The organism is uncultured Gimesia sp. (genome assembly GCF_937910335.1).
GTDB lineage: Bacteria > Planctomycetota > Planctomycetia > Planctomycetales > Planctomycetaceae > Gimesia.
In genome coordinates, this window is sequence record NZ_CALEMX010000267.1 from 1 (window position 1) to 22,531 (window position 22,531).

General features: G+C 46.1%; 18 protein-coding genes. 13 read left to right on the forward strand and 5 right to left on the reverse strand.

Annotated features, from left to right (window positions below):
* Positions 1-268: 268 nt before the first annotated feature.
* Together sufC and Q0668_RS10835 are read right to left on the reverse strand one after the other, a co-directional pair.
* Entirely contained in the window at positions 269-1,066 is a 798-nt protein-coding gene (sufC, locus tag Q0668_RS10830) for a Fe-S cluster assembly ATPase SufC (protein ID WP_298864146.1), read from the reverse strand.
* A gap of 96 nt (positions 1,067-1,162) precedes the next feature.
* Positions 1,163-1,786 (reverse strand): transcriptional regulator, encoded by a 624-nt coding sequence (locus Q0668_RS10835; RefSeq protein WP_298864148.1) that lies wholly within the window; start codon positions 1,784-1,786, stop codon positions 1,163-1,165.
* Positions 1,787-2,236: 450 nt separating this feature from the next.
* On the opposite strand from Q0668_RS10835, the gene Q0668_RS10840 reads away from it, so the two are divergent.
* Together Q0668_RS10840 and Q0668_RS10845 are read left to right on the forward strand one after the other, a co-directional pair.
* Positions 2,237-3,901, forward strand: coding sequence for an alanine/glycine:cation symporter family protein (locus Q0668_RS10840; RefSeq protein ID WP_298864150.1), 1,665 nt, complete (start codon positions 2,237-2,239; stop codon positions 3,899-3,901).
* A gap of 103 nt (positions 3,902-4,004) precedes the next feature.
* Positions 4,005-4,442, forward strand: a complete 438-nt coding sequence (locus Q0668_RS10845; protein WP_298864152.1) for a universal stress protein — start codon at positions 4,005-4,007, stop codon at positions 4,440-4,442.
* Positions 4,443-4,500: 58 nt separating this feature from the next.
* Here the strand turns inward: Q0668_RS10845 and Q0668_RS10850 are convergent, their stop codons facing one another.
* Positions 4,501-5,265 (reverse strand): DUF1080 domain-containing protein, encoded by a 765-nt coding sequence (locus Q0668_RS10850; protein ID WP_298864155.1) that lies wholly within the window; start codon positions 5,263-5,265, stop codon positions 4,501-4,503.
* A gap of 437 nt (positions 5,266-5,702) precedes the next feature.
* Between Q0668_RS10850 and Q0668_RS10855 the strand changes: the two genes are divergently transcribed.
* From Q0668_RS10855 to Q0668_RS10885, 7 genes are all read left to right on the forward strand, one after another.
* A complete protein-coding gene (locus Q0668_RS10855; protein WP_298864157.1) occupies positions 5,703-6,758 on the forward strand; it encodes a DUF3500 domain-containing protein in 1,056 nt (351 codons plus the stop codon).
* A gap of 662 nt (positions 6,759-7,420) precedes the next feature.
* Entirely contained in the window at positions 7,421-8,308 is an 888-nt protein-coding gene (locus Q0668_RS10860; protein ID WP_298864159.1) for a sugar phosphate isomerase/epimerase family protein, read from the forward strand.
* A gap of 207 nt (positions 8,309-8,515) precedes the next feature.
* Positions 8,516-9,223 (forward strand): PTS sugar transporter subunit IIA, encoded by a 708-nt coding sequence (locus Q0668_RS10865; RefSeq protein ID WP_298864161.1) that lies wholly within the window; start codon positions 8,516-8,518, stop codon positions 9,221-9,223.
* A 295-nt stretch (positions 9,224-9,518) separates the two neighbouring features.
* Complete coding sequence (locus Q0668_RS10870; RefSeq protein ID WP_298864163.1) at positions 9,519-10,250, forward strand: PIG-L family deacetylase; 732 nt, start codon at positions 9,519-9,521, stop codon at positions 10,248-10,250.
* Positions 10,251-10,388: 138 nt separating this feature from the next.
* A complete protein-coding gene (locus Q0668_RS10875; protein WP_298864164.1) occupies positions 10,389-11,159 on the forward strand; it encodes a protein phosphatase 2C domain-containing protein in 771 nt (256 codons plus the stop codon).
* Positions 11,160-11,238: 79 nt separating this feature from the next.
* Positions 11,239-12,822 (forward strand): hypothetical protein, encoded by a 1,584-nt coding sequence (locus tag Q0668_RS10880; protein ID WP_298864166.1) that lies wholly within the window; start codon positions 11,239-11,241, stop codon positions 12,820-12,822.
* A gap of 229 nt (positions 12,823-13,051) precedes the next feature.
* The gene (locus Q0668_RS10885; protein WP_298864168.1) at positions 13,052-13,903 is read left to right on the forward strand and encodes a hypothetical protein; all 852 of its coding nucleotides are present in this window, start codon (positions 13,052-13,054) and stop codon (positions 13,901-13,903) included.
* Positions 13,904-13,915: 12 nt separating this feature from the next.
* On the opposite strand, the gene aroH is transcribed toward Q0668_RS10885, so the two are convergent.
* On the reverse strand, positions 13,916-14,287 hold the full coding sequence (aroH, locus tag Q0668_RS10890; protein WP_298864171.1) for a chorismate mutase: 372 nt from the start codon (positions 14,285-14,287) through the stop codon (positions 13,916-13,918).
* A 414-nt stretch (positions 14,288-14,701) separates the two neighbouring features.
* Here aroH and lpxD point away from each other — a divergent pair, with 414 nt between their 5' ends.
* Positions 14,702-15,796: a UDP-3-O-(3-hydroxymyristoyl)glucosamine N-acyltransferase gene (lpxD, locus tag Q0668_RS10895; protein ID WP_298864174.1), complete on the forward strand. Its 1,095-nt coding sequence runs from the start codon at positions 14,702-14,704 to the stop codon at positions 15,794-15,796.
* A gap of 46 nt (positions 15,797-15,842) precedes the next feature.
* Positions 15,843-16,733, forward strand: a complete 891-nt coding sequence (gene lpxI / locus Q0668_RS10900; protein ID WP_298864177.1) for a UDP-2,3-diacylglucosamine diphosphatase LpxI — start codon at positions 15,843-15,845, stop codon at positions 16,731-16,733.
* Positions 16,734-16,750: 17 nt separating this feature from the next.
* On the opposite strand, the gene Q0668_RS10905 is transcribed toward lpxI, so the two are convergent.
* Complete coding sequence (locus Q0668_RS10905) at positions 16,751-17,194, reverse strand: FHA domain-containing protein (protein WP_298864179.1); 444 nt, start codon at positions 17,192-17,194, stop codon at positions 16,751-16,753.
* Between the two features lie 632 nt (positions 17,195-17,826).
* Between Q0668_RS10905 and ppdK the strand changes: the two genes are divergently transcribed.
* Together ppdK and fusA are read left to right on the forward strand one after the other, a co-directional pair.
* Positions 17,827-20,559 carry a pyruvate, phosphate dikinase gene (gene ppdK, locus Q0668_RS10910; RefSeq protein WP_298864182.1) on the forward strand — a complete coding sequence of 911 codons (2,733 nt, stop codon included), beginning with the start codon at positions 17,827-17,829 and terminating at the stop codon, positions 20,557-20,559.
* Between the two features lie 429 nt (positions 20,560-20,988).
* The coding region (gene fusA / locus Q0668_RS10915; RefSeq protein WP_298864185.1) for an elongation factor G at positions 20,989-22,531 on the forward strand (1,543 nt) is incomplete at its 3' end.

Here is a 22,531-nt window from a genome sequence, read left to right on the forward strand (position 1 = left end):
ATTTGGGCAACAACCTCGGCGTTCAAACCTGGTTTGCCGCTAAACACATATTTGTCAGTGGGATCGTGAAATCCGTACTGGTAATCGCCTATATCGGGATTCTCATTTTCAGAATTGGTATCCAACTTGGTAGCCATTTCAATTTCTCCCACTTTGTATTTCACAATACACCTCAACCAGAAGATGCATTTTGTTAATTGTTTTAGAATTTTCTTAATGGAGTGATCTATTTAACTGCTTCTTATCACCTGATGAAACAAACCTGACTCTAAACTGCTTCGACAACTTCTTCCGCCGCTGCTTCTGGATGACGTTCGCGGATATTGGAATAACCGTGTTCGTGAAGTTCCGCGGCCAAATTGGCATCGCCTGTCTCAACAATTCTGCCTGCCAACATCACATGCGTAAACTGAGGTTGATTGAATTCCAACAATCGTTCATGGTGAGTAATTATCAACACTCCCATCTCCGGACCAGATAAACGACTGAGCCCTTCGCTGACCACTTTCACTGCATCACTGTCTAATCCACTGTCCGTTTCATCCAGGACTGCAAATTTCGGTTTCAACATGGCCAGCTGGAGAATTTCCATCCGTTTCTTTTCGCCACCTGAAAAACCATCATTCAAATAACGTCGCGCCATTTCAGTATCCATACCCAATTCGTTCATTTGGCTTACGAGTTCTTTACGGAACTCACGCATCGGAATCAGCTTTTCCCCTTCTTTACGATCGGGGTTCCGGACATTCGACATCGCATGTCTTAGAAAATCTGCAACCTTGACTCCGGGGATGACTACCGGATATTGAAACGCCAGAAAAAGTCCCAATCGAGCCCGTTCGTTGGGATCCAGCTCGATGATGTTCGTGCCGTCGATCTCGATTTTCCCCTTGGTAATTGTGTAACCAGGGTGACCGGCCATCGCGTATGCCAATGTGCTTTTTCCAGAACCATTGGGCCCCATTAACGCGTGGATCTCACCCTGATTAATTTCCAGGTCGACCCCTTTTAAGATCGGTGTGTCGTTGACTGATACATGTAAATCGGAAATTTTCAACAAACTCATTTTTCGTATTTCATCCTGTCATTCGGAATTCTGAACGAATTCAGAAACGTCAATAATTAAATGTAAAGGGTTTCGTATTCCACTTAACTGGTCTGTTTAGTTAACCTGTGCTTCAAACTCACAACAATGATGCCCATCCAGGCAACACTCTGACAAATTCATTTTCGTCCCCAAAACGCGCTCAAACACGCGCTGCTCCAGTTCGCAGATAGAAGCATCACCACTGGCAATGTTGTGGTAAGGACAATTATGCTCCCGTAAAATAGGCAGCGGGCCGGTTTGATCGATCTCGACAACGAAACCTCGATCCTGCAAGGCCTCTTTCAACTGTTCCATCCGCCCTTGCAATGAAGGGGCATCCACACTTCTGCCATACTGATGCACCAATGACGTCTGGATTCGAGCAGCAAGTCGACATCGTAAATCTTCATCATCGATGCCTTTGAGTTCTTCCCACAGGATATTCGCCAGCTCGGCATAATTATCACCCAGCAGTCGCATCCCCAAACTGGTCACGGAATAAGAATAATGCGGGCGTCCACGGCCTTCTTTTACCTGGGCCCTCGCTATCAAATCCAGCCCTTGTAAACGGACCAGACGCTGACGAACGGCTGTTGCCGTCACACCCTCCTGTTCACAAATCTCATGAATCGTTGCGGACTTAAGGCGATTGAGCCCCAGTAAAAAACTACGATCATTTTCATCAACTGAAACGCGCATGGATCGTTTTCTACTTAGTTTAAAAAGGGGATCTGTTCGTTTTCATTTCAGCAGCCTAAGCCATCAGAGCTGCTACACGCCTTTAGTTGCTTTATATATGCATCCTAGGCAGTTCTTCTATTTTTGACAACCAATATTGTCAAAAATCAATAATTGAGATCCAATTTCAAAAACTGATAACTTTTCTTCTCTTTTTCAAGAATCACCTTGGAACGTAAACTGTTATTTGATAGTCTCATACAACGATTCTGGCACCGAAGACAGCAGTATCGAAAACAGAGGAACCTACGATCACTCTTTATCCGGCTCAGAAAAACGATCAAACCGCAATTTCAACGATATTCGGACGTGTTCTATCCTGGTTCAAATAGTCCTGAATCAAAATAGAGTGAAATTGGATTTGATCTTTGATTACTGGCAACGGTTACTTGCGAATGGGAATCCAATTTTATGAATTTCGACCGGCAATACAGACCCCTTTCGATCCTTTGTTCCGGACTGTTAATCTTTCTGGCCTGCCTGCTGCTGACCCCCGCTGACCTTTCAGCGGCAGACGAGCAAACGGCGACCGCAACTTCCGAAGCCCTTCCAGAAGCAGAAACACCAGAGCCAGAGCCCCAGGGCTTTAAACGCATCGAATTAAAAATCGATGGGCTCTTCGGAAAGTTCAATAAAGTCGTTGCCAGCATTTTCTTTTATCCAGTTCCCATAACACCAGATCAGTTTCAAAACGGGAAGGGAATTCCTTTGGCCGTGCTCTGGCTGGTCATCGGTGCTACATATTTCACCTTCCGTATGAATTTCATCAATATCCGTGCTTTCAAGCATGCACTTTTATTAGTTCGCGGAAAGTACGATAACCCGGACGATGCCGGAGAAGTCACCCACTTTCAAGCTCTGACCGCCGCGCTCTCTGCAACCGTCGGCCTGGGTAATATCGCAGGCGTTGCGATTGCCATTGGAACGGGGGGACCGGGCGCCATGTTCTGGATGATGCTGGCAGGCTTGTTGGGTATGACATCCAAGTTTGCCGAATGTACTCTGGCACAAATTTACCGCCGCATCAGTCCTGACGGACGCGTGATGGGTGGTCCAATGTGTTATCTATCAGAAGGCTTAAAAGAAGAGTTTGGTTCCAATCCGGCGATGAACGGACTGGGAAAGTTTTTAGCCGTTTTCTTTGCCGTCTTATGTATTGGTGGTTCCCTGGCGGGGGGAAACGCGTTTCAAGTCAAACAGTCGCTGGACGCGGTCGCAGTGACCATCCCCGGCCTTGAGGACTATAGCTGGGTTTATGGACTGCTGATGGCATTTTTTGTGGGCATCGTCATCATCGGTGGCATCCGCAGTATTGCACGCACGACAGAAAAAATTGTGCCTCTCATGTGTGGTATCTACGTTTTAGCTTGTCTGGCCATTATTCTAATGAATCTCGAAACAATACCCGATTGTTTTGCAAAAATCTTCAAAGGAGCCTTCGATCAGGACGCCATGTATGGCGGCTTTATCGGTGTCTTGATTATTGGGTTTAAACGAGCTGCCTTTTCAAACGAAGCCGGCGTGGGATCTGCTGCCATTGCCCACTCAGCCGCAAAAACAGAGTATCCGGTGCGGGAAGGAATCGTGGCTTCGCTCGGTCCTTTTGTCGACACCATCGTAATCTGTACCATGACGGCACTCGTGATGATCATTACCGGCGCCTACAACAACCCCCAATACGCGGATATGATTGTCAAAGATCAGGGTGCAGCACTCACTTCTCAAGCCATGAGTTCACAGATCCATGGCTTTCAGTATGTGCTTTCTGTCTCTGTGGTATTGTTCGCTTATTCTACAATGATCTCCTGGTCTTATTACGGCGAACGCTGCTGGGCGTTCCTGTTCGGCGACAGTAAAAAAGTTTCGATGTCCTATCGTATCCTGTTCCTGGTCTTTGTTGTCCTGGGTTCGATTGTTTCCGCAACCAATGTTTTAAACTTTGGCGATCTCATGATTCTGGGAATGGCATTCCCAAATATCCTGGGCGTTCTCTTACTTTCGAACCGGGTTAAAAAAGAACTCGACATTTACTGGAAGAAATACAAGTCCGGGGAATTCGATAACCAGACAAAATAAGTTGCACGAAAAGAGATTACCATTGTCCCCTGCAATCTGAATTTCATACAATTAAGGTTGCCTGCTGTTAATTGACATCACTCATAAATGAAAGTTCTGCACAATGGGCTACTTCCAAGGGAAAAAAATTCTCGTCCCGACCGATTTTTCTGAAAGCTCTCTGAATGCCATCACGACGGCAATTCAAATTGCAGAGGATCCCGCATCAGTCACCGTCGTGCACGTGATGGTTCCTCTGGACATGGTCTCTCCCGGAGTGCTGTTTGGAGGGCTGACAAACGAAAAGCGAACAGAGCATGTTTTAGAATATGCAAAGGAAGAGTTTGAAAAACATCAGATCGAAGGCGTCGCTTTCGAAACGCTGGTCGGTGATCCGGGGATCAAGCTGGCAGATTTTGCGAAAGACAACGAAATCGAGCTGATTATCATACCATCACATGGTTATACGGGCATCGCCAGACTCGCCCTGGGATCAGTCGCAGAACGAGTTCTCAGACATGCCCCCTGTCCGACATTAGTATTGCGCCAACCCAAAAAGTAAGGCCCAAAAAGTAAAGAATGTACAGAAAGTGAACTCTGAAATCGAGCATGTTTCGAATTCAGGAATCATTGGGTTTGGGCGGTGCTTTGGGTTCGGGAGGCAGGATTTCAACAACCAGATTCCGAAAGTGAATTTCAGACCCTTCGCTCTGTAATGCAATCGCCCCTTTATGGGGACTGCAACCGTTGACTTCTCCCAACTTAACACCATTGATCGTGACCGAAATAGTCCCCTGCCGACAAACGATGACGCATTTATGCCACTTTCCTACTGGCAAATTTAATGGGGTTGCCGGAGAGAGTGTATTGGCAGACTTGGCTCCACTGCCCGGAGTCGGAAACACTTTACCCGCTTCGGGACGGTGTAACTGGACTTGAAACGCTTTCGGCCAGACTTTATCAGGCTCCGTGGTAAAGAGCAGGATTCCGCTATTCGCATTGGGATCGTTGGGATACATCCACTCCATGCTGAATTGAAAATTTTCGTATGTCTTTTTTGTCCGAATATAACCATAGGGTTTCCCGGAACAAATTAAAGTACTTGGTTGTTTATTGCCTCCACTCACGACCTTCCAGATGAGGTTGATATTCGCGTCTTTTTCTTCGCTGAAATATTCCCAATGGTCCCAAAAATTACCACCATTTAATAATTTTTCCGGGCCAGGGATCGACTTCGGAGCAGGAGAAACTTTCGCTGATTTTTCGCTGGGATTTGCTTTGACCGGAGGAGTGGCTTCCTGTGCGTCAACGGATAAAACGCCCGAGACTGATAGAGCGCATAAAATGCTCCCCATGAAAAGCAGCAAGGAAAATCGTTTACTCATTGTAGTTTGCTTCCAACAGACAGATTTCTGTCTCCGCTTCCCCCATTTATAATGATGAATATTGAGCACGCTATTTTTTGGCCCGACTAGACTGTTAAACAAAACGATTATGGAAATGTAGATAAGAGAACCAAGCATTCTAAACCCAGACTCTTCAACATTCAATTATGGCCGTATCAGCTTCCGCCAGATTTCACAAATGGCCTGGACGCCAAACACTGCACACAAAGACACTTCACCCAGACTAACACCACCAGACACTGGTTACCAGAGTCAATTTTGAACATTTACCAGACACGGCACCAGATTTCGTAAAAAACACAGGATCAGAATCCCTGTAGATTTAGTTTGACGGCCAAGTCGAATGCTTGATAAACTTAATTTCTCTTGGAACCGGCATAACTCCCCTCATTCACATTACAAAGATTGGTGTTCTCATGGAATTTCACTCGCTCTCTTCATTGCCCCCCAGTACTCCAGATTCTGCACAAGTTTCGCGGCGTCAATTCGTCAAAACGGTAGGGGTCGCTCTGGCGAGTAGTCCAATTCTCGGTTCTACGAATCTTCTTTCAGCAGGACAGACTGCAAAAAATCCTGCATCGGCTCCAGAGCCGCTTGTCAAAAAACTTCATGAAAGTTTTTCACCCGCGCAAAAATCTAAAGTCTGCTTTGAATGGGATCACAAAGATAAGCACGGGCTTTTGCGGCAGCACATTCGGGCCAACTGGAATATCACAGAACCGATTGTGAACAGCGACTTCTTTTCCAAAGACCAGAAGGAAATGATTGAAGCCATTTTCTTTGGCCACTTCGACGCCAGTTGGCATAAGAAAATCCGCAAACAACTTCAGGATGACCAGGGCGGTTATGGTGAAGACCAATCCATTGCCATTTTTGGAACTCCGGGAACCGATCAATTTCAATTTGTAATGACCGGACGACACACAACTGTTCGCTGTGATGGTGACAGCGCTGAACACCTTGCCTTTGGTGGTCCGATTTTTTATGGACATGCGGCGAATGGTTTTAATGAAAAACACAATCATCCTGGAAATGTTTTCTGGGAACAGGCATTAAAAGCCAATCATGTTTACAAAATTCTGGATGGAAAACAGCGCAAAACTGCTCTCATTCCTCAAGCACCGAAAGAAACAAAAATTAAATTCCGAAAATCAGCGGATCAAATTAGAGGCCTGCAGATTTCAGATATGACCAAAGATCAAAAACAGGAGATGCAAAAAGTTCTCAGTTCGTTAATTCAACCCTTCCGAACTTCTGATCAAGCTGAAGTTCGAAAATGCATCAAAACACAAGGTGGCCTGGACCAATGCCGCATTGCCTTTTACCAGTCTGGTGATATTGGTAATGATCAGGTTTGGGACAACTGGCGTCTCGAAGGACCCGCATTTGTCTGGCACTATCGTGGTGCTCCCCATGTACATGTCTGGGTCAACATTTCGGATGACCCTGGCACGCAAATCATCGCCACATAGCCTGCTTCTCTAAGTGATTTCAGATTCTGTACCAGCGGCGTTACCAGATCTAATTATGATCTGAGTCACAAATGCACGTATGCGTACGGAGTGTATAGTCATTTCATCACGATCAAGCAGCTGGTCATTGCAGGGGCGGGAAAACACTCACTTCTTTTTTCCCGCCCTGACCAGATATGCCTCTTCGAACAAAGCAATTCTCACTTTTATCAGAGACGCAATGTTGCGATCGCCATTCGATGGAATTGCAATTCCATTTCAACAATCAGACAGACTTACCCTTTCTGTTTTTTCTGGAGCATGCGATACACATCGCATCACAATTCTTCGTTTACTCGACATTTATTTTCTTCTAAAACTGAACGACTCCCTACAGTGAAAAGAAAGTTTTTTTAACTCTTTAAAACGTTTACCGATGTCGGTTGACATTCTGAGTTGAGAAGCAATATTGGGAATTAGCAAAAGATGTTTTTCATTTTGCTATGGAATTTTTTTTGCGATTACTTATGATACTCTGATTCATAAGACCCGGACTCAAATCACAATCTGATACAGATCGTCATAAAAAGCCTGGGGATTTACTTATTGTTATTGACAATTAGAGCATGAACTTCTAATTGAAAATATATACCTGATCTCCTCTCTCGACAGCAGGTGACCGAGTGACGAAAAAGCTTCTCTCACAGCGTAAAGTCAATTCGTTCTCTACTACTCCCACCTCGACGATAGAAACACAAAGAGCGTCTCTTTCGTTTCCTCTATTTGATCGGATCTCATTAAGTCAGATCACGACCTTTCACTGGTCGCTTAGAGAAAGTTTGCGCGGGTTGCGCACCGCGGGTGCGCCAGCAATTGGTCTCTGGAATCGAAAAATTTATGATACCGAACCTGCACAGGCAGTAGAACTTGTCATCGATTCAGGACTCAAGGTCTCGACCATTTCCGTGGCGGGCGGGTTTACCGGATACAACGAATATTCGTATGACGAAGCGATTTCAGATGCGATTCAATTAATCAAATTCGCAGGCCAGGTCAATGCCGCTGCCGTTCAAGTGGTAAGTGGCCCTCGCGCGGGACATACACTTAACCACGCACGGGACTTAACGCTCGATGCACTCAAGACATTAGGTGACGCAGCCGCCTTCCATGGCACGAAACTAGCATTGAAACCCATGGAATTCCCTCTCGCACAGAACTGGACTTTTCTGAACTCGATCCATTCGACACTGGAACTCATTGATGCCTGCCAGCATCCGGCTGTGGGAATTTCTCTCAATCCCGCTCAACTCCAGAACGTAGAAAACTGGCGCAACTTACTCCCGGAAATTGCACCCTTGATTACTGCCGTTCAGATTTCGGAATTTGAATCTTGTGGAACTCCCCCGAATTCATTTCCCGGTTTTGAGATCATTGAAGCGATTGACAATGCCGGCTACGAAGGTTTTTTCGAACTGGAGATCTGGTCTGAAAGCGTTTGGAATTCAGATTATCAAAACCTGCTCTCACAACTTAGCCTGGCCTGTCAGACAGAAGCTTCCTCTCAATACTGAGTGATCCTGAATTCTCCCGCCTGACCTGATTTCATCCTTCTCGCGTGATAACTTGCCCGGTAAGATTGATTACAAACTCACAATTGGGTTAGTATGTCATCAAGTATTAGTGCTGGAACATTCATTTTTTGCAGTTTTCCAGCCTGATACTTCACTCCCAAGATGAATTGACATCCCTCGACTTCTTCCCCAACGTGGTAACCGGCTATGGCTCACGAATCTTTTAGCCTGAATGATTTAGCGAAGCAGTTAGGGAGAGACCGCCGCGAACTGGAAAAGCTGGTGAACCGAGGCCGAATTCCCGGGCGAAAAGTCAATGGTGAGTGGCAATTCCACCCGACGGAAATTACACACTGGCTGGAACAGGAGATGCGAGGCTATACAACCTCTGAACTGGAGCGCGTCGAACAAATCCATTCCCCCACTCAAGATGATTCCAGTCATCTCATCAGCAATTTGATGCCGGAAGAATTAATCGAAGTCCCACTTAATGCCCGTACCAAAAGATCGGTACTGGAAAGCCTGATCGAAGTCGCCGGCAGAACCTGGCAAATTTGGGAACCGGCCACTGTCCTGACTGCAGTTCAGCAGCGCGAGGCCGCTTATCCCACAGCCTTTGAAAACGGTGTTGCCATTCCCCATCCAAGAAGTCCTATCCCGGATGCCGTCGGCGAACCGTTAATCGCTTATGGACGTACACTTTCCGGAATTCCCTTTGGTGCACCAAATGGAACACTTACAGACATTTTTTTTCTGGTAATCTGCTCTGATGCACCAACTCACCTTTCAGTTCTTGCCAGATTAGGCAGAATGATGCAGCTTCCCGACTTTGCTGAGCAATTACGCGAAGTGTCTACTCCGGAACAAACCAGAAACGTCATTATTGAAATTGAGAAAAAAATAGCTGAAAGCTGAAACCAGATAGCTCTCTATCTCCACATCTTCCAATACTAAAACGAATCTTTATCAAGTCCGCGTACACGTTCACAAAGATTATTATGTTTCTGAAGATATTCAAGTTTCCATCGTTGACGAATGCTTGTTAAGCTCAAAGAATGAAATCCTCTGCTTTCCAATACCATTAAGTAAACACGGAATCTTTTACTCTATTTCGGATGGCAGTGACTCCGTATTAGTTGTAAGACTGTAGTTTGATCTAATATTTATCAAATTCATAAAACTCATTTTAGAGCGCGTTTGAGAACACATAATGCATGAAGAACTCCCGGAACAACTTGATGTAATCGCCGTTGGTGCGCACCCTGATGATGTTGAAATTGCCTGCGGAGGCACATTGGCTAAACTCGTCTTACAAGGTTATCGCGTTGGAATCATCGACCTTACCGATGGTGAACCAACACCGTTAAGTCCTGGACCGGAAGCGAGACTACAAGAAGCACAACAGGCTGCAGACATTCTGGGAGTTCATGTACGCGAAACACTGGAATTGACCAATCGTCGGCTGTTTGACAACTTTGAAAACCGAGTTGCATTAGCAACAGAATTTCGTCGCTATCGCCCAAAGGTCGTTTTAGGGTTAGCGGGAAAAACTCCGATGGCCTCTCCTGATCACTGGCAGGCCATGCAGATCACCGACGCTGCTGTTTTTTATTCCCGGCTGACAAAGTGGAATGAACATTTCAGCAATACAGATCCTCACACTATCGAGAAGCAAATCTGGTATCCATTAGGGTTTGGTTCGCTGAATTATCCTGAGGGAAGCGGACAGTTTGTCGTTGATATTTCTGATACCATGGAACAAAAAATGGCATCCATTCGAGCTTACAAATCGCAATTTCCCCCGGAGAAAAAACGGGTATTCCGACTTGTTGAAAGCCAGAACAACCTGCTTGGAACGAGTGCAGGCTTCGAGGCGGGAGAACTCTTTATTTGCTCAACCACACTGGGTGTTCGTGATCTGGTTCAGACCGTTTGCCCCTGAAATCTATTTATGCTAATAAAAAAACCGGCAGATACGACATGATTAAAATTTCCATCTAAGGCAAAAGGTGCTATGATGGTTCCAGGAAATTCAGCATTAGTCTGGTAGGAAGAGTATCAGACACAAATTTCATTTTGAATGATCAACGAGTACAAAACAGGCTTATTAATGGTTGGAATTCGTTACGGCGCTGTCAGCATTACCGGAAATTTCCGTGAAAATAATGAGGACAACTATTACATTGATTCACTCAGCAAATACTTTCTGGTTGCAGATGGTATGGGTGGACAAAGCGCAGGTGAAAAGGCCAGCCAGCTCGCCATTGAGTTGATCCCCCAAAAACTGAATCAATTGATCGATTTTGAAAATCACGAAACGAATCAGGTCATTCCGTCAATAGATGAGGCTGTCTCACATGCTAATATGGAAATCATGGCATTTGGAGAGCTGGACCCAAACTGCCGCAGTATGGGCACAACCATCGTTTTTGCTGTGCATGTACGAGATAAATTTTTCATTGGAGGTGTAGGAGACAGTCGTGTTTATCTGCTGCGAAACAGTTCACTACATCAGTTAACCACCGATCATTCTCTGACTCAGGCTCTGGTTGACGCCGGGACCATTACGCCCGAGGAAGCAGAAACACATCGATACAAAAATGTACTCTATCGATACCTGGGAACAAAAGATGGAGGCTCAGGAACGCAAGCACGACAATTAGACCCCGTGGTTCAAGATCGCATACTCCTCTGCTCTGACGGAGTGACCGATGGAATTCCGGATGAAAAACTGCAGGACCTTCTAGGACAATTTGACGACCCAGTTACGACAGCAGAAAAAATTGTGGAAGCGGCACAAGAGGGAGGCTCCAAAGATAATATCACCTGTATTGTTTTATTCATGGAATAAAACATTTCTTTTTTGAAACTGCTACATCCTCAATTTCCCACATAAGCTGTTTCATTTCCGCTTTCATTCTGGCTGATCAATGCAATTTCGATCTCTATTCTCTTTCTTGCTCACAGCCATAATTACGATCGGCCTGTTCTGGTTTTCTCAGATTCCCCTGGGAGTTCCAGAAGAATGGACCTGGCAGCGTATCCCTTTTGTGGGACCGGAAATGATTCCCGGCTGGATTGTTTCAGGAATTTTATTCGTTGTCTATTTATTAGTAATCCTGATTGGTCTCTCCCGAATCAAGTTCTGCAACCGCTGGGAATTATCAATCTGGCTTCTCGGTTTGGCAGCGATGGGCATCACCTGGTCGCTCTTTCTGCAGGATACCCCCTCCGCTGAATACAGACTGTCAAAAGCACCTTTTGTGCTCTATTACGAAGGTTCTTCAGGATATTTTACGGAAGCACAAAAAAGTATTCCCGACGTACAACAATACCTGGCCGGTTATGAAACGAAAATGAAACAGGGTGACGTGCTGCATGCTGGCACTCATCCCCCCGGACTTCCGCTTTTCTATTGGGACCTGATCCAGCTCTGCAAAAATTTTCCTGCACTACAGTCATGGCTGCTGAATTCGCAACCAGCCTCTTTTCACGAGACAACCGAAATCATTGCGAATCTGACTGCCGCATCGGAAAACCCATTCACCCCGCTCGACAGCGCCGTTCTCTGGCTGGCAACGCTCATCACTATCACCTTGTCTGCACTCACGGTGATTCCTCTGTTTTTGTTAGCACGCGAATTCTCATCGCGCAAAGTAAGTTGGCAAGTCGCTGCATTCTGGCCATTGATACCAGCGGCATTAATTTTTCAACCGAAATCGGATGCACTCTATTCCAGCATTTCGATTCTTTTTTTCTACCTCTGGGTGCTTGCCTGGAAGCGAAATTCAAAACCTCTCTATCTCCTGGCTGGTTTCATGCTTTGGATTGGTCTGTTCCTGACACTGGCCTTTCTACCCGTTCTGTTGGCTGCTGTTTTATTTTCCCTTTTTGAAGTTTGGCGGCTTCGATCCGACACGGACCTCTCTGAACCTGCCTGGAAACAGTTATTCTCAGCTGGATTTTTTGGAGTGCTGGGACTCGTCATTCCCATCACTTTGATGGGGGTCATCTTTGAAATCAACCTGCTCAGTGTTTGGATCCTGAATTTGAAAAACCATGCAGGATTTTATCAGCAGTACCCGCGCACTTACTGGAAGTGGTTGCTGGTCAATCCAATTGAAATCAGCCTGGCTCTCGGATTACCTCTCATGTGGCTGGTTACAAAATCACTTTGTAGCCGAAGATTATTCGTCAAGCATCAGGAAGAAAGCCCGTTCGATCCCGGATTAAAAAATCTGCTGCTCCCTTGTGTGATCGTATTGGGAATGCTCTGGCTCTCTGGGAAAAATATGGGAGAAGCCGCCCGACTCTGGATCATTTTCCTTCCCTGGTTTCTGATCATGACGGTCCCCTACTGGCAAATCATTCAGATGGAATCTTCCCTGAACTCTTCCAACCCAGCCTCTTTTCTGAAACACCAGTCAGTCTGGATCATAGCCCTCTTGGCTCAAGCCATTGTCTGTATTGCTACGGTAAACAGAATCACAGGTTTTCATTTTCCTCCCGGGTAACCCGCATCCTGAGGCAGCAGTCTCATTCGCGCATGACACGTTTGATTCTCAGTTCATCGCATCCCGCATATTTATCATAATCCTGATATTCGTAAATCTTGCGAGAGTGTATGCATCAGTGATTGCATGAGTCGATATTGATATCGTGTGTCACCACTGATTGTGAAACGTTCAAATAAACCAAAACCTGAAGCTCTGATGCATGACAGTCAGTTTTAGGATTTTCAATATGACCGGAATGAAACGCATTTTGACCTCCCTCATAAATCCTGTGATCTGTTGCTGTCTTTTTAGCACGGTGACTCTAATCCATGTCGGGTGTTCTGAGAATTCGCTGGACTACACTGAAATTAAACAGATCAATGAAAAGGTGACTGAAGCCGAACTGAAAAAATATCTCAAAGTCATTAAACTTTTACCACAGAATAAAACTCCGACGTTCCCTTCAGTTTTCGCCCCTGCACCAACCTGGAGTCATATCCGTTCGTTACCAATTGAAGATCTGGTGAATAGCGAGCAAATCAATCTCTCGCAACAATGGGATATCCAACGAATCAGCGATCACTTCGGAACTCGAAACCGAACACTGAAAAAAGCACTCCTGCGGAGAAACATATCCAAGGACCAATTCATCAGCTTTACTCTGGCTCTCGGACTGGCAGCCAGTCGAACTCAGTTAAGAAAAGATCAGAATCTGGAAGAAGTCATCGAGAAAGGGAACAAAATCATCCAAAAACTCCAGTTGGAGAAACGTCCCTTTTCATCACTCTCACTGGAAGAACGGCACCGTACTTTACATGAAGCAATGTGGATTGCACGCGTGAACCGAGCAGAACGTTTGATTCAGGTTCCACCGGAAAATATCAATCTGGTTCGCAGTCATTGGGATGAAATAAAGAATTCCCTGCCTCCCGAGTTCCTAAAAAATCCGCTTGATGATCTTTCAGATACGCTTGAAGAACGCGGGACGCCATTCACTATTAATGAAAAAGAAGATTCTGATGAACTTCTACAATGGACGAAAACGGATGCCATTATCGGCACTGATCAACCCAGCACTCCCTCGAAAAAGATTCGGTAACTCTGCTGAATCTTATTGAGCCGATGCAACATCAGGGCGGAGTTTTTGTGCTTCGTTGAGATAGACATGGACCACTTCAGACTGCTTTTGGTCCGTATTCACGTGGAGCATCACGCGGATACAGCGAGGCATGGCTCCCTTGACCGCGATTTCTGAAGCGCAAATCAATGGAACCGATTTCATCCCCAGTTCACGTGCCGCTTCCGCGGGAAATACGGAAATCAAATCGGGAGTCGTCGTAAAAAACACAGATACGATATCTTCGAAGTTCTCTATCCGATTTGCCTCCAGAACCTGCTCCAGCAACGCACGGGTTGCTGCCAGCACTTCCGTCGATTCATCTTGAGTGACAGTGGTTGCACCACGAATTCCACGTACCGACATCGCAAATACCATGTATCTTTAAAAGTTCGTTGTAAGCCCGATTACACACGCAAAAGCAGAAAACACAACTCTTTAGAGTCAGAAGGACGAAAAAACTGCAGAAAAGCATATCCTAACTAATTCTTCGGCTATTCGCCACCGGTGACATTCCTCAATTCTATCCAGTCCTCGCCCGCGCTTCAAAGTTTAACTATAATGACCACTACTACTTACCAAAATAAATGATCGGAACAGGATCCGAGCCTCATTTAAAAATGCTCTTGCGTTACTTTCACTTTTTCAGGTAAAAAACAGCCCTATCACTGGATTAGAGGGGGTCAGAATCGCAGAGATCACCACGATGGTGTGACCATAACCCCTCTCTCCAGATCACAATTCAAATCAAAACGTACATCTTTAGGAAGGGACTCCTTGATGTCGACGACCATTGAATGGATCTCTGAAGAGCTGAATTGCCCCGTGAAAGGCAATCAAACACTGGAAATACATGGCGCGGAATCAGTCCTCAAAGCAGGCCCCCATGACATTACCTTTGTCGGAGATGAACTGAATCTGAAAAGGCTGAAATCAAGCCGCGCTGGTGCCGTCATCATTGAACAACGGCTGGAAGAATCATTTCAAAAAGACTATGGCGAAGCACAGTTTGCCTCATTCATCGTTGTCGATGCGCAAGCTGCTTTTATTAAAATAGTCCAGAAATTGCGTCCTCCACGCTCATTGCCAGACATTGGAATATCAAGCCAGGTAGAAATAAGTGACACAGCTGAAATAGGCGAGAACTGCCACATCTATCCGCAAGTCACAATTTGTCCCGGCGTACAAATTGGAAACAACTGCCGAATTTATCCCGGCGTTTACATTGGTGAAGACTGTGTGATTGGAGATGACGTCACCATTCATGCCAATGCTGTCTTATATCCAGATGTAAAAATTGCCAGTCGTGCACTGATTCATGCTACAGCCGTTCTGGGCTGTGATGGATTCGGATATCGATTTGAAAATGGTCGATTCATAAAAATCCCTCATACGGGAAGCGTGCAAATTGAAGAGGATGTCGAAATCGGAGCTGGTACTACGATTGACCGAGGCATGATCGGGGCCACGATCATTGGAGAAGGATCCAAAATTGATAACCAGGTGATGATTGCTCATAACTGTGAAATTGGAAAACACAACGCATTTGCTTCACAAGTTGGCTTCGCAGGTTCAATCACAACCGGTGACTATGTTCGCTGTGCGGGTCAGGTAGGAATTGCAGATCACGTTCACGTCGGAGAACGAGCTACTTTGGGAGCCCGCGCTGGCGTTCACCGTGATATTCCTCCAGGCGAGGTTCATATTGGAACTCCCGCTGCACCGGAAAAAGAGCAAATAAAAACTGTGATGTCCATGAAAAGAGTTCCTGAAATGCGAAAACAACTTCGGGAATTGGAAAAACAGATCAAAGAGCTGACTGCGCAATTTGAAGTATTAAAAAACACAAATCAGACCGAAGATAAAGCAGCCTAGAACTAATCCTTATTCGATCCAATCTATTGAAGTCCTGAATGAATCAATGACAGTATTGCAAACGTCAAATAAACAGAAACCACCACAGTTGGGGCTTTTGGCCGGCGCGGGTCGGTTCCCCATCGTCTTTGCCGAACAAGCACGACAGCAGGGATTTTCTGTCTGCTGCCTAGGCATCTTTGGAATGGCCAATGAAGAATTAATAGATGCCTGTGATACGTTCCACTGGATTCCCCTGGCACGCATCGGGCGCGCCATCAAACTATTTCAACGTGAAAATGTCAATCGGATCGTGATGGCGGGGAAAATTGAAAAAACAGTTCTTTTCAGCCCATTTCGAATTTTTAAATTATTACCTGACCTTCGCACGCTACACATGTGGTATCGCTACGCCAAAAAAGATCGCAAAGACGACACCCTGTTACTGGCGGTGATTAAAGAATTTGAGCGCGATAATTTATTCTTTGAATCAGCCTTGGACTATTGCCCGGAGCTTCTCGTGAAACATGGATTCCTTACTAAAAGACACCCCAGCCAATCCCAATGGGAAGATATCAAAATGGGATGGGATATCGCCAAGCAAATGGGACAACTGGATATCGGACAAAGCATCGTAATCAACGATAAGGCCGTGATTGCAGTGGAAGCGATTGAGGGTACGGACCGTGCCATCCAACGTGCAGGCCAGCTGTGTAAACGAGGTGGCTTTACCGTCGTGAAAGTCGCGAAACCACAACAGGATCGCAGATTTGATGTTCCCACTGTCGGCATTAAAACGCTGCAGACAATGCACGAAGCCGGGGGGCGCGTTCTTGCAATCGAGAGCAATCAAACCATTATGATCGATCAACGGGAAGTCGCCGATCTGGCTGACAAACTGGGAATTGCGATTGTCTCACTCAACGAAGAAGAACTGACTCTGCAAATGGCCAGTTGATTTCTACATACAAGTTTTCATTCAGAAATCAGTTTGATTTCGTTGCCACTGTCCGATTCGTTGCCGCTCTCTGAATCGAGACGTTCCTCTTCTGCTTCAATCTCCAGATTAAATTCTGTCAGCATCTCGGTTTGCTGGTTCTCTTTGATTGGCGCATTATCTTCCTTTTTGGGGTCACCAGAGAGTTCTACTTCAAACTTCACTGACGCCAGCGACAATTCATCACCCGGCAATAATGCACCACGCGTAATTTTCTGGCCGTTCACTCGCGTTCCGTTCGTACTACAGAGATCGCGAACAAATAGCAGACCATCCGTTTTGATGATTACACAATGAATCTTGGAAATGCTGTTCTTATCGATCTGAATATCACATAAGTCAGACTTGCGACCCACCAGAATCACATCCTTTTTCAAGAGAATGGGTTCCCCTCCATTAACAGGAATCAATCGTGCGATCATAAGTGCAGCCTGCAATTAAGACAGAGAAACAGGAATGTGAGTCTTCAAACGAGATTTATTATGATTTTGAGAGATGTGAAAAATCAATTGGGAACTGAGCCTTTTCCGTATGTTATCACAGCCCGAGGCGATTTCCATGCAAATTCATTCAGATCACTACAAAGTAACGCCAGGAGAGCCATTTCATTTACTTTTATGCCAGATTTCTCAGAATTTGAATGCGGTTCAGCACGATTCGGGCCAGTCTCTTGACGGTGAGACTAAGCAATGGTAGTGTCCCTAGTTAAACAGGCTGCAAACCAATGGCTTAACGTACAGGGTTTCATCCATAATCAACCAGATTGATCAGCCTGGATCAAATTCTGTAATAATCGAAGTCAAATTGGATCAACGGGATATCAACCGCCAGATACGAATCTGTCTTTTTACCAAAGACAAACAGCAATTGGTGAATTTCTTCTCCAACTGCAGCGAGTTCCGGAATTGAGCATGAGATGGGCTTGTATCTCAGCCCCTCATCTAACAAAAGGAAGCAATCCGCTTCTTAACAACAAATAGGTACTGATTCGCTTCCGGTTTCTTTGCGTGAAGAAACCGAAGCCCCAGTCGATTAACATTATGAGGAAATAAGTATGTCAGGTAACAAGTATGTGTACTTCTTCGGTGCTGGAAAATCAGATGGCGACGCCACGCTGCGCAATACCCTCGGAGGTAAAGGAGCCAACCTGGCAGAAATGATCAACATCGGACTGCCTGTTCCCGCTGGTTTTACTCTGAATACTGAAGTTTGTAACTACTATAGTGACAACAACAGTCAATATCCCGAAGGAGTCGAAGCGCAGGTCGAAGAAGCACTCGCCAAAGTTGAAAAGGCCATGGGCGCAAAATTTGGTTGCGACACCAACCCCCTCCTGGTTTCCTGCCGCTCCGGTGCCCGTGAGTCAATGCCCGGGATGATGGATACCGTTTTGAACATCGGTTTGAATGATGTCACAGTCGAAGCACTGGCAAAACAATCTGGCAACGAAGCCTTTGCCTGGGACAGTTATCGTCGCTTCGTCCAAATGTATGGCGATGTCGTCCTGGGAATGAAAGGATCAGACAACGACCCCTTTGAACATGCTCTCGAAGCAAAACGGGAAGCAGCCGGTGCGAAATTCGATTCTGATTTGAATGCCACACAGCTCAAAGAATTAGTCGCAGAGTTCAAAGCCCTCATCAAAACAGAAACCGGTAAAGAATTCCCCACGGATCCCAAAGAACAAATCTGGGGTGCCATCGGTGCGGTCTTCAGTAGTTGGACAAATGACCGAGCCTACGTTTATCGTCGCGATTACGGGATTCCTCATAGTTGGGGAACAGCCTGTAACGTACAGGCAATGGTCTACGGCAACCTCGGTGACGACTGTGCAACAGGCGTTGGCCTGACTCGAAACTGCTCCACCGGGGAACCAGGCTTCTGTGGCGACTATCTAATCAACGCTCAAGGAGAAGATGTTGTCGCCGGTATTCGAACACCTAAACAGATTGAAGAGACATTAGGTACTGATCTGCCTGAAGGTCACAAGCAGCTCGTAGAAATCGGCCAGACTCTGGAACAACATTACAAAGACGTTCAGGATATCGAATTCACAATCCAACGTGGCAAAGTCTGGATGCTGCAAACTCGAAATGCTAAGCGTACCGGTTTTGCCGCCGTCCGAATTGCCGTTGATATGGTCAACGAAGGCTTGGTCACTAAAGCAGAAGCGATTACAAAACGGCGTATTCCTGCAGACGATTTGAATCAGCTGTTACAGCCAATTTTTGATCCCGCAGAAAAAGAAAAAGCCGCCAAAGAAGGCAATTTGCTAACAACTGGTATCAACGCTGGCCCAGGTGCAGCTTGTGGACATATCTGTTTCAGTGCTGAAGAAGCAGAAGCGATTTATAACCGTGACAATAATGCAGAATTGGTTCTGGTTCGACGTGAAACCAGCCCGGAAGACTTACGCGGAATGCGTGCTTCTAAGGGAATTTTGACGGCCCTGGGTGGTGCCAGTTCTCATGCAGCTCTGGTGAGCCGCCAAATGGGGAAAGCCTGTATTGTAGGTGCCTCTGAACTGCAGATTGACTCTACTGCGGGAACCATTATTGCTGGTGATAAAGTTCTGAAAAATGGCGACTGGATCAGTATCGATGGTTTCACTGGAGAAGTCTTCGCTGGAAAAGTGGAAACGAAACCAAGCGAAATTGTCGAAGTTCTGATTTCAAAAACAATGAAGCCGGAAGATTCAGAAATCTATTCCCGGTATCAGCAATTGATGAGCTGGGTTGATGATATCCGTAAGTTGAAAGTTCGCACAAACGCGGATCAACCGGATCAAGCAGAGGAAGCCATTTCCTTTGGTGCAGAAGGCATCGGACTCTGTCGAACCGAGCACATGTTCTTCCATCATCTGGCAGAAATTCGCGAAATGATCGCTGCCGGCGATGTCGAATCGCGAACGAAAGCTGTTAACAAACTGCTGCCTTTCCAACGCGAAGACTTTGCCGGAATTTTCAAGGCGATGAACGGCCTACCGGTTACGATTCGGCTACTCGACCCACCATTGCACGAATTCCTCTCTGATCGCCATCTGGAAGAAAATCCCACGCTGGCTAATGAACTGGCTAATGAACTGGGAGAGACGGTCGAATTTATTCGTCGTCGTGTAGAAGAACTCCATGAACTGAACCCGATGCTGGGCCATCGCGGTTGCCGTCTAGGCATCGTTTATCCGGAAATCACGGCTATGCAGGCGCGAGCCATTATGGAAGCAGCCTGTGACGTTCAAAGCTCCGGCATTGACGTCTATCCTGAGATTATGGTTCCCCTGGCTGGATTCAAAACGGAATTTGATGACCAGGCAACCATCATTCGCAACGAAGCAGAAAAAGTGCTCGCCGAAAAAGGAGTCAAAGTCAACTACCTCGTTGGAACCATGGTGGAACTTCCCCGTGCCGCGATTTGTGCTGACCAGATTGCCGAGACGGCTGAATTCTTCAGCTTTGGTACGAATGACTTAACCCAAACGACTCTTGGTATGAGTCGTGATGACTACGGTACGTTTATCGGACATTACCGCGAAAACGACATTATCCCTTCCGATCCTTTCCAGACGATTGACCAGGATGGCGTAGGACGTCTCATGCAGACAGGTGTCGAACGAGGCCGGGCAACCCGCTCTGATCTGAAAATCGGCATTTGTGGAGAACACGGCGGCGATCCTGCCAGTGTCATTTTCTGCCATGAACTGGGACTGGACTACGTAAGCTGCTCTCCATTCCGCGTGCCCATTGCGCGACTGGCTGCTGCTCAAGCCGTACTGGATGAAAAAGCATAAAGCTTTTTACAACAAATACTTACAAGCAGGGAGAGAACACTTTTAATCTCTCCCTGCTTCTTTTTCTTCCCATAGCTCACTTTTTCGATTAAACTGAATACGTGAATAATCAGTGAGTTTTCGGAATTTAACCAAAAATCCTCTTCCCCCGAAGACGATACAAGGATAAGATTCTACGCTCACACCTTACGCTCAGATTGTCTACTTGCGAAATGATCTCGATGTCAGTGATCCCCTGTTGATAAAACCTGCTGGATCAACCATCACAATAGTAGTGTGATGCGATTTTGCAGGGCCTTCCCCTGTAAAAATTGAGTAGTTCTTCTCACAAAAGTTTCCGATTAGAATTGATCTCTTTAACAAGGTCGGTATGTTGCCGTCCGCTTTATATCCAACACATGTTACCTTTAGTAAACGTTCATTAAAGCCATGAAAAATCTGGACAAGTATCGAAACATTGGAATTTCTGCTCACATCGATTCTGGTAAAACCACACTTACCGAACGCGTACTGTATTACTCAGGACGAATTCACAAAGTACGTGAAGTTCGTGGCGGCGATGGTGGCGCTACAATGGATAGTATGGATCTTGAGCGCGAGCGAGGAATCACAATTGCCTCTGCTGCGACCCAGGTCGAGTGGAAAGATACGACGATCAACATTATCGATACTCCGGGCCACGTTGACTTCACTGTAGAAGTAGAACGTAGCTTACGTGTACTCGATGGTGCGGTACTGGTGCTCTGCTCTGTTGGCGGCGTACAAAGTCAGTCCTTAACTGTTGACCGGCAAATGAAACGTTATGGCGTCCCCCGGATCGCGTTCATCAATAAAATGGACCGCACCGGTGCAGACTCTGCCAGTGTGATCAAGCAAATCGGTGATAAACTGCATGTGGTTGCCCTGCCACTTCAGATTCCAATGGGTGAAGGCGCTCAGTTCGAAGGTGTAGTTGATCTGGTCACCATGCAGGCAATCACTTACACCGGCGAACAAGGTGAAACCGAAGTATTTGGCGAGATTCCCGAAGAGTTTAAAGCGGCTGCGGAAGAAGCCCGAGCTGCCATGCTGGAAACGCTCTCCATGTTCAGCGACGATCTGATGGTAGCCCTGCTTGAAGAAGCAGAAGTTCCAATTGAAGATATCTACAAAGTCATCCGTGATGCAACGCTTTCACATGAAATCACACCAGTCATGATGGGTACCGCGTTCAAAAACAAAGGCGTACAAACTCTGCTCGACGCAGTCGTACGATTCCTGCCCAGTCCGCTTGACCGTGAAATCTCAGCGATTGACCTGGATGCTCAACTGAAAGCAATCAAAGAAGGCCAGGAAGAGACGAACAGTGAATTATTCCGAACCAAACTGTCACACTCATCCGATAAACCTCTGGTATCAATGGCATTCAAAATTGTCGATGAAACATTCGGCCAATTGACTTATATGCGTATCTATCAGGGTAAAATCGAAAAAGGCAAAAGTTATATCAATACCCGAACCGGGAACTCCACCCGCTTTGGTCGATTGGTGCGTATGCACGCCGATAGCCGTGAAGATGTTGATTGCGGTGAAGCTGGTGACATTATTGCCGCCGTCGGAATGGAATGTGCCTCAGGGGATACCTTCTGTACTGATGACGTCAACTACGCTCTGGAAAGTATCTTTGTTCCTGAACCTGTGATTCGCCTTTCGATCGAACCACTCGACCGGGATGGTGCGGACCGACTGGCGAAAGCCATTCAACGCTTCAATCGTGAAGATCCTACGTTCCATGTGATGACCGATGAAGAAACCAACCAGACGATCATCGCCGGAATGGGTCAGTTACACCTTGACGTTTATATCGAACGCATCAAACGTGAATACAAAGTAGAATGTATCATTGGTGAGCCAAAAGTTGCCTATCGCGAAACACCTACTATTCCTGTTGAATACAATCACAAGCACAAAAAGCAGACTGGTGGTTCCGGTC

Bases quoted from the DNA above. Each gene is read 5' to 3' on its own strand.
- sufC (WP_298864146.1), bottom strand. From the start codon at position 1,066: ATGAGTTTGTTGAAAATTTCCGATTTACATGTATCAGTCAACGACACA.
- Q0668_RS10835 (WP_298864148.1), bottom strand. From the start codon at position 1,786: ATGCGCGTTTCAGTTGATGAAAATGATCGTAGTTTTTTACTGGGGCTC.
- Q0668_RS10840 (WP_298864150.1), top strand. From the start codon at position 2,237: ATGAATTTCGACCGGCAATACAGACCCCTTTCGATCCTTTGTTCCGGA.
- Q0668_RS10845 (WP_298864152.1), top strand. From the start codon at position 4,005: ATGGGCTACTTCCAAGGGAAAAAAATTCTCGTCCCGACCGATTTTTCT.
- Q0668_RS10850 (WP_298864155.1), bottom strand. From the start codon at position 5,265: ATGAGTAAACGATTTTCCTTGCTGCTTTTCATGGGGAGCATTTTATGC.
- Q0668_RS10855 (WP_298864157.1), top strand. From the start codon at position 5,703: ATGGAATTTCACTCGCTCTCTTCATTGCCCCCCAGTACTCCAGATTCT.
- Q0668_RS10865 (WP_298864161.1), top strand. From the start codon at position 8,516: ATGGCTCACGAATCTTTTAGCCTGAATGATTTAGCGAAGCAGTTAGGG.
- Q0668_RS10870 (WP_298864163.1), top strand. From the start codon at position 9,519: ATGCATGAAGAACTCCCGGAACAACTTGATGTAATCGCCGTTGGTGCG.
- Q0668_RS10875 (WP_298864164.1), top strand. From the start codon at position 10,389: ATGATCAACGAGTACAAAACAGGCTTATTAATGGTTGGAATTCGTTAC.
- Q0668_RS10880 (WP_298864166.1), top strand. From the start codon at position 11,239: ATGCAATTTCGATCTCTATTCTCTTTCTTGCTCACAGCCATAATTACG.
- Q0668_RS10885 (WP_298864168.1), top strand. From the start codon at position 13,052: ATGACCGGAATGAAACGCATTTTGACCTCCCTCATAAATCCTGTGATC.
- aroH (WP_298864171.1), bottom strand. From the start codon at position 14,287: ATGTCGGTACGTGGAATTCGTGGTGCAACCACTGTCACTCAAGATGAA.
- lpxD (WP_298864174.1), top strand. From the start codon at position 14,702: ATGTCGACGACCATTGAATGGATCTCTGAAGAGCTGAATTGCCCCGTG.
- lpxI (WP_298864177.1), top strand. From the start codon at position 15,843: ATGACAGTATTGCAAACGTCAAATAAACAGAAACCACCACAGTTGGGG.
- Q0668_RS10905 (WP_298864179.1), bottom strand. From the start codon at position 17,194: ATGATCGCACGATTGATTCCTGTTAATGGAGGGGAACCCATTCTCTTG.
- ppdK (WP_298864182.1), top strand. From the start codon at position 17,827: ATGTCAGGTAACAAGTATGTGTACTTCTTCGGTGCTGGAAAATCAGAT.